The following is a 4,195-nucleotide window of genomic DNA, read 5'->3' as shown; positions in this document are numbered from 1 at the left end:
CACCCGGTACGGCGGCACGGCGCGGGATCGCCGGCTGCCGCGGCGCGCCTTCGGGCACCCGCGGCGGCCGGCGGCGGCCACTGATCGTACCGATCGACAACCGAACCGGAGCACTCCATGAGCGTCATCCTCACCTGGGTCATCAACGCGCTCGCGCTGCTGATCATCACGTACCTCGTGCCGTCGATCCACATCAAGAGCTTCGGCACGGCGCTGATCATCGCGGTCGTGCTCGGCCTGATCAACACGGTGATCCGCCCGGTGCTGATCCTGCTGACGCTGCCCGTCACGATCGTCACGCTCGGGGTGTTCATCCTCGTCGTGAACGCGTTGTGCTTCTGGTTCGCGTCGTCGCTGCTGAAGGGCTTCGAGGTGTCGGGGTTCTGGTCCGCGTTCTTCGGTTCGATCCTGTACAGCATCGTGTCGTGGCTGCTGTCCGCACTGATCTTCGGTCAGCGCGACATCGGCTGAGGCCTGAGCCTGTTCCCACCGAATCATGAAACCGATCGAACTCTCGTTTGAATTCTTCCCGCCGAAGACGGCGGAAGGCGTCGAGAAGCTGCGCGCCACGCGTGCGCAACTGATGCCGCTGAAGCCGAAATTCGTCTCCGTGACGTTCGGCGCCGGCGGCTCGACGCAGCAGGGCACGCTCGACACCGTGCTCGACATGCAGAAGGACGGCCTCGAGGCCGCGCCGCACCTGTCGTGCATCGGCTCGTCGCGCGACAGCCTGCGCGCGATCCTCGACCAGTACCGCTCGTACGGCATCCGGCACATCGTCGCGCTGCGCGGCGACCTGCCGTCCGGGATGGGCGCGGTCGGCGAGCTGCGTTATGCGTCCGAGCTCGTCAGCTTCATCCGCGCCGAGCATGGCGACTGGTTCCACATCGAGGTCGCCGGCTACCCGGAGTACCACCCGCAATCGCGCTCGCCGAAGGCCGATCTCGAGAATTTCGCGCGCAAGGTGAAAGCCGGCGCGAATTCCGCGATCACGCAGTACTTCTTCAACGCCGACGCGTATTTCCGCTTCGTCGACGATGCGCGCAAGCTGGGTGTGGACGTGCCGATCGTGCCGGGCATCATGCCGATCACGAACTTCTCGCAGCTGATGCGCTTCTCCGAGATGTGCGGTGCCGAAGTGCCGCGCTGGGTGGCGCGCCGGCTCGAGAGCTTCGGCGACGATCGCGAGTCGATCCGCGCGTTCGGCGCGGACGTCGTCACGGGCCTGTGCCAGCGTCTGGTCGATGCGGGCGTGCCCGGGCTGCATTTCTATACGCTGAACACGGCGGCCGCGACGCGGACGATCTGTGAACGGCTCGACGTGTAGGCGCGGTCACGCGACTGCATGCGTGAAAGTGTGCGAAAGCCCCGCCGGTTCTGCCGGCGGGGCTTTTTTTCGAGGGTTGCGGAGCGGGGCCGCGCGCGTCAGCGCTGCGCCTGCATCAGCGGCGGGCGGCGGTCGAACCACGGCCGCGCCTGTTCGAGCTGCCGTGCCAGCCTGAGCAGCAGCGCGTCGTCGGTGTGGCGCGCGGCGAACTGCACGCCGATCGGCAGCCCGCGCGCGTTCCAGTAGAGCGGCACCGACATCGCCGGCTGGCCGGTCAGGTTGAACAGCTCGGTGCAGCCGGCCCACGTGAACGCCTTTTCCGACGACCTCGCGAGCATTTCCTTCAGCAGCGGCTTCACCGGCAGCGCGGCGAGCACCTTCATCTGCGCCGATTCGAACGGCGTCGGCTGCAATTCGCCGATCTTCACCGGCGGCCCGGCGAGCGACGCGCACAGGATCGCGTCGTAGCGCGACACGATGCCGGCGACCTGCACGGTGAGCTGGCGCTGCCATTCGAGCACGTCCGGCAGGCGGGTGCGCGCGAGGCGCCGGCCGACCACGGCCATCGCCCACGTCGCGGCTTCGAATTCGCCGCGCTTCGGCGTGCGGCCGGTCAGCGCGCGTGCGCCGAGCACCATCTCCTCGGCGATCGTCGCCCACAGCGTGAGGAAGGTTTCGGCCGTGCGTGCGTAGTTGACGTTCAGCGTCGCCGGCTCGACGTGGTGGCCGAGCGATTCGAGCAGCGCGGCCGCGTCGTCGAGCGCCGCGCGGGTGTCGTCGGCGAGCGCCGGCGCGAGCATCGGGTCGAGCACGAGGCCGATCCGCAGCGGGCCGGGCGGCGTGTCGAGCTCGCCGAGGAACGTGCCGGGCGCGCCGGCCGGCAAGGTCTGGCCGGTCGTCACGTCGAGCAGCAGCGCGCTGTCGCGCACGCTGCGCGTGACCGCATGCTGGACGACCAGCTCGCCGTTCGACGGCCGGTCGACGAGGACCGGGTTGCGGGTCGGCTTCAGGCCGAACAGCCCGCAGCACGACGCCGGAATGCGGATCGAGCCGCCGCCGTCGGACGCATGCGCGAGCGGCACGATGCCGGCCGCGACGGCCGCGGCCGCGCCGCCGCTCGAGCCGCCGGGCGTGTGGTCGAGATTCCACGGATTGCGGCACGCGCCGAACAGCTCGGGTTCCGTGTACGGCATCTGGCCGATTTCCGACGTGTTGGTCTTGCCGAACACGTTGAGCCCGGCCGCGCGGCTTCGCGCGATCACGGGCGAATCGTCGTCAGGCACGAAATACCGGTAGTGCCGGCTGCCCATCGACAGCGGCAGCCCGGCCACCGCCGCGCCGAGATCCTTGACCAGATACGGCACGCCGGCGAACGGCGCGTCGGCGCCGCCGTCCGGCGTGGCGACCGCACGCTGGCGTGCGGCTTCGTAGTCCTGCAGCACGATCGCGTTGATCGCGCTGTTGACCGCTTCGGCCTGGCCGATCGCGGCGTCGAGCAGTTCGCGCGGGCTCGCCTTGCGTTCGCGTACCAGTGCGGCGAGGCCGATCGCGTCGTGCGCGAGATAGTCCGAGTGCATCGCAGTCACCCCCGTTGTGACGCGTGGCGATGTCGGCAGCATAACGCGGGCCCGCTGCAAGGGGCCCGCTGCCGCCCGTTTTTAGAGGTGCTCGGCGAGGAAGGTCAGCGTGCGGCCGTGCGCGAGCGCCGATGCGCGCTGGTTGTACGACGCGCGATCCGTGCAGTTGAAGCCGTGCTCGGCGCCCGGATAGACGTGGAACGACGCATGGCCGTGGCCGGCGAACGCGGCCTTCACCTGGTCGACGGCCGCGAGCGGGATGCCGTGGTCGTTTTCGGCGTAGTGGAACAGGATCGGCTGCGTGACCTTGCCGGCGAGGTCGAGCGCGTTCTGGATGCCGCCGCCGTAGTAGGCCACGGCCGCGTCGATCTTGCCGGTCGCGGCCGCGCGGTACGCGAGCTGGCCGCCGAAGCAGTAGCCGATCGCGGCGATCTTGCCGGCCACTTCGGGGCGCGCGCGCAACGCATCGGCGGCCGCGCCGATGTCCGCGACCGCGAGGCCCACGTCGGTCTTTTTCATCAGCTCGATGCCCTTGTCGCGATCCGCGCCTTCGTAGGTCAGCTCGACGCGCGGCTGCGTGCGCCAGAACACGTCCGGCGCGAGCGCGACGAAGCCGTCGGACGCGTACTGGTCGGCGACCGCGCGGATGTGCGAGTTCACGCCGAAGATCTCCTGGATGATGATGACGGCAGGGCCTGTGCCGCGCTTGGGCAGCGCGAGATAGCCGCCGAAGCTGTCGTTACCGGTCGGGATGTCGATCCATTGGGCAGTCACGTTCTGAACTCCTGGCGAACGGGGTGCGCGATGCGCGCCCCGGGGGTGAGAGAGGCGGCCTAGTGTGCCACCGATCGTGTGACGGTGCAGGACGCGCCCCCCGGGGCGAGGGAGGCGGCCTCATGTGCCGCCGATCGTGTATCGGCGCAGGACACGCGCCTGCTTCTCGCGCAGCGATCGTTTCGATCTCGATTATTCATTTTTCGGCGCGGCGCCGCTTCGATAGAGTCGATGTGCCAGCCTTTACAAAGCGCTTTCGCGCATCGTCATCGAAGGATTCGCCATGTCTGCCCGCCTGTTTTCCACGCCCTTTTCCGAACGCTTCGGCCTGCGCGTGCCGCTCGTGCAGGCGCCGATGGTCGGCGCGACCACGGCCGCGATGGTCGCCGCCGCATCGAATGCCGGCGCGCTCGGCAGTCTCGGCGCCGCCGCGTTCGCGCCCGAGCGCATCGCGGCCGAAGTCGAAGCCATCCGCGCGGCGACCGCCCGCCCGTTCGCGATCAACCTGTTCGTGCTG

General features: G+C 69.3%; 5 protein-coding genes. 3 read left to right on the top strand and 2 right to left on the bottom strand.

The features are described 5' to 3' along the window. The first annotated feature begins 117 nt into the window (after nt 1–117). Complete coding sequence (locus DPV74_RS39510; RefSeq protein WP_006477367.1) at nt 118–471, top strand: phage holin family protein; 354 nt, start codon at nt 118–120, stop codon at nt 469–471. A gap of 25 nt (nt 472–496) precedes the next feature. Beyond that, the gene (metF, locus tag DPV74_RS39505; RefSeq protein WP_021164275.1) at nt 497–1,327 is read left to right on the top strand and encodes a methylenetetrahydrofolate reductase [NAD(P)H]; all 831 of its coding nucleotides are present in this window, start codon (nt 497–499) and stop codon (nt 1,325–1,327) included. A gap of 98 nt (nt 1,328–1,425) precedes the next feature. On the opposite strand, the gene DPV74_RS39500 is transcribed toward metF, so the two are convergent. After that, a complete protein-coding gene (locus DPV74_RS39500) occupies nt 1,426–2,904 on the bottom strand; it encodes an amidase (RefSeq protein WP_119339163.1) in 1,479 nt (492 codons plus the stop codon). An 81-nt stretch (nt 2,905–2,985) separates the two neighbouring features. Next, nucleotides 2,986–3,678 carry a dienelactone hydrolase family protein gene (locus DPV74_RS39495; RefSeq protein ID WP_119339162.1) on the bottom strand — a complete coding sequence of 231 codons (693 nt, stop codon included), beginning with the start codon at nt 3,676–3,678 and terminating at the stop codon, nt 2,986–2,988. A gap of 283 nt (nt 3,679–3,961) precedes the next feature. On the opposite strand from DPV74_RS39495, the gene DPV74_RS39490 reads away from it, so the two are divergent. Further along, nucleotides 3,962–4,195 (top strand): nitronate monooxygenase (locus DPV74_RS39490; RefSeq protein WP_205571983.1); only part of this gene is annotated, 234 nt, incomplete at its 3' end.

The sequence above is a fragment of the Burkholderia sp. HAN2018 genome (assembly GCF_024704855.1).
GTDB classification, from domain to species: domain Bacteria; phylum Pseudomonadota; class Gammaproteobacteria; order Burkholderiales; family Burkholderiaceae; genus Burkholderia; species Burkholderia cepacia.
Note: the sequence above shows the minus strand (reverse complement) of the source record. Positions and strands in the feature narration are given on the sequence as shown.

Coding starts and splice junctions, on each gene's coding strand:
- DPV74_RS39510 (WP_006477367.1), top strand. CDS start 118: ATGAGCGTCATCCTCACCTGGGTCATCAACGCGCTCGCGCTGCTGATC.
- metF (WP_021164275.1), top strand. CDS start 497: ATGAAACCGATCGAACTCTCGTTTGAATTCTTCCCGCCGAAGACGGCG.
- DPV74_RS39500 (WP_119339163.1), bottom strand. CDS start 2,904: ATGCACTCGGACTATCTCGCGCACGACGCGATCGGCCTCGCCGCACTG.